Below are 2,803 nucleotides of genomic sequence, written 5' to 3' on the forward strand. Positions count from 1 at the left end.
GCCGGGCCAGACTGACGGCGGATCCACGAATCTGGGGATGCCGACCATCCGCACCCGTGGCTGAGATGCCCTCATTTGCGATCATCCCGGCGGCGCCGATCCTCCTGGCCGGTGTCGACCTGGCGGAGACCGCGAACGTCGCCCGATTGCGCGCCTGGATCGAATCCAGTCTGATGTGCAGGCCGGCATGGGCGCTGCCCGTGCGAGAACTGCCTCCCTTGGCAGGCCTCGGCGGGCTGGGAATCGACCTGGGCATCGACACTCGAACCAACGAGCTGCTAGAAGGTGAGGACTGGCTACAGGCCGTGTTCGAGCTCAGTCCTGCTCTGCGTGCAGCCTGTGAGTCTGCACACCCCGGAATCGCTGTGGCGCTCCTCCACGCCCACTCAGTCGGCGTTCGGGTCGGGCCGCTGGGCAGCACTGACGATCTGCTGGTCCCCATCGACCTGTCCGTCGCGGCCTCCGAGAACGCTCCTCTGGCGCCCGTGCCAGGTGCAGCGGAGGTCGACGAGCGGATCGTTCGTTCGCTCACCGCCGGTGGTGCCAGGACGGTTGCCTCTGCGATCTCAGCCGCCGACGACGTTCACGCTGATCTTGATCTCCTCGCTGCTGCAGCTGCGCATATGCTGGACCAGGAGTCATCCGACTATTCGTTCGACACCGTCTTCGATGACTACGTTCACGAAGTCCGTTCGCTGTGCGGGACCGGGACGTACTGAGATGAGTCACCGTTGAGCCCAGCCGAACAGCCCATCATCACCATTGCCGGGGCCACAGCCACGGGAAAATCGGATCTCGCCCTCAACCTGGCCGAGCACCTCGGCGGGGAGATCATCAATACGGATTCCATGCAGTTCTATCGGGGTATGGACATCGGCACCGCCAAACTTCCCGTCAGCCAGCGCCGGGGAATTGCCCACCACCTCATCGACATCCTCGATGTGCGTGAAGAAGCCAATGTGCAGACCTTTCAACAACAGGCCCGTGATGCCATTGCAGACATCCGCGCCCGGGAGAAGCGGCCCATCCTCGTCGGTGGTTCGGGACTGTACGTGCGAGCGGCGACCGATCAGATGGAATTCCCCGGCACGGACCCCCAGGTGCGCGCACGGATCGAATCCGAGGTCGACGCCGACCGCTGGGGCAGGCACCGGCACCTGCAGGAGATCGACCCGGCCGCCGCTGCCAAGATCACTCCCAATGATTCCCGGCGCATCGTTCGCGCCCTTGAGGTGATCGAACTGACCGGGCGACCCTTCAGCGCCCAGCTGCCCGACTACCAGGCGATCGAACCAACCCTCCACCTCGGGTTGAGCGTCGAGCGAGCCAGCCTTCACGAAAGGATTGCGGCTCGTGTGGAAATCATGTGGGAGCTGGGGTGGGTCGAGGAGGTCCGAGGCCTCCTCGAGCGCGGCCTGGCCGAAGGCAGGACCGCATCCCGTGCGATCGGATATGCGCAGATCCAGCAGTACCTGGCAGGCGACATCGACGCGGGCGCGGCCCAGGAGCAGACGACCATCAGAACCCGGCAGTTCGCGCGCAGACAGGACACGTGGTTTCGCAGAGACCCGCGCATCGTCTGGATCGACGCAACCACCGGTGACCATGAGGCCAATACGGCCCTCGCCCTCGACGTCATCACAGACACGAGCTCTGGGAGCTGACGGTCGTTCACCGGAACTGAATGCCGACTGTGCCAACAGCTCAACCGTCACCGATAGGATGAGTCCATGAGCTCCTCCCAGTCACCCTTCGCGGATATCGCAGACACCGTCTTCATCAAAGGACACGGCACACAGAACGACTTCGTGCTCTTGGCCGACGATGACAGCGCCCTGGAGATGCATCCCGAAACGATCGCACTTCTGGCGGATCGCCGGTCAGGGCTGGGTTGCGACGGTGTCATCCGCATCGTGCGCTCGGCGAGCAGCGGAATTCCCGGGGCGCTCGACCAGGCCGAAGCAGGCGCCGAATGGTTCATGGACTACTACAACCACGACGGCAGCCTCTCCGAGATGTGCGGCAACGGAGTTCGAGTCTTCGCCCACGTGCTCGTCACGACCGGACGCGTCGCTGCCGATGCCAGAGAGATGCTCATCGGCACACGTGACGGAATCAAGACCGTGCGCACGGTTCTCAACCCGGCTTTGGGCAAGCAGACCGGCGACGCGCCGGCGGCCACGTCTGCGGGGCAGGCGCTGCCCGGATCCGCAGATGACGCCTGGTACATGATTGATATGGGCGAGTGGTCCCTCGACGACAGCGACGACGTCCTCGTCTCGACCGCAGGCATCGAAGTCCCGCGCCCGGGCATGCGCGTCGAAACTGGCAATCCCCACACCGTGGTCGCTCTCGCGGCGCAGGATGAACTCGAAGGCGCCGAGCTGCGGGACGCACCCGTTCTCGACCCAGTGCCCCCACAGGGATCGAATGTCGAATACATCGTCATGGAACCGTCGCGCAGCGATGTGGCGGGGGGAGAGGGCGCCCTGCGCATGCGGGTGTTCGAACGCGGCGTCGGCGAGACTCGCTCGTGCGGTACAGGAGCGTGTGCAGCGGCCATTGCCGCTCACCACTGGGCGGGCCCGGATTCGCCTCTGCAATGGCGGGTGGATGTTCCCGGCGGCCAGCTGCGCATCGGCATCACCCCGAATCAGGACGGCACACGCGGCAGCGTCACCCTCTCGGGACCGGCCGTGCTGGTGGCTGGCGGGACGATCAGCTGAGAACCGTCCCAATCGCCGATATTTGCTTCCGGCCAAGCAGCGGTGGCTGTGGTCATCGCGCGGAATATCGATCAGGG

At 65.0% G+C, this 2,803-nt stretch carries 3 protein-coding genes; all 3 read left to right on the plus strand.

Going from position 1 to position 2,803, the window contains the following annotated elements; translation table 11 throughout:
• Positions 1-719: hypothetical protein (locus tag L0G76_RS15360; RefSeq protein WP_304358008.1), on the plus strand; the 719-nt coding region annotated here is incomplete at its 5' end.
• A gap of 12 nt (positions 720-731) precedes the next feature.
• Entirely contained in the window at positions 732-1,664 is a 933-nt protein-coding gene (miaA, locus tag L0G76_RS15365; protein WP_304358009.1) for a tRNA (adenosine(37)-N6)-dimethylallyltransferase MiaA, read from the plus strand.
• Positions 1,665-1,730: 66 nt separating this feature from the next.
• Positions 1,731-2,726 (plus strand): diaminopimelate epimerase, encoded by a 996-nt coding sequence (gene dapF, locus L0G76_RS15370; RefSeq protein WP_304358010.1) that lies wholly within the window; start codon positions 1,731-1,733, stop codon positions 2,724-2,726.
• Positions 2,727-2,803 lie beyond the last annotated feature (77 nt).

The sequence above is a fragment of the Brevibacterium picturae genome, from assembly GCF_030453725.1.
GTDB classification, from domain to species: domain Bacteria; phylum Actinomycetota; class Actinomycetes; order Actinomycetales; family Brevibacteriaceae; genus Brevibacterium; species Brevibacterium sandarakinum_A.

Coding starts and splice junctions, on each gene's coding strand:
- dapF (WP_304358010.1), top strand. CDS start 1,731: ATGAGCTCCTCCCAGTCACCCTTCGCGGATATCGCAGACACCGTCTTC.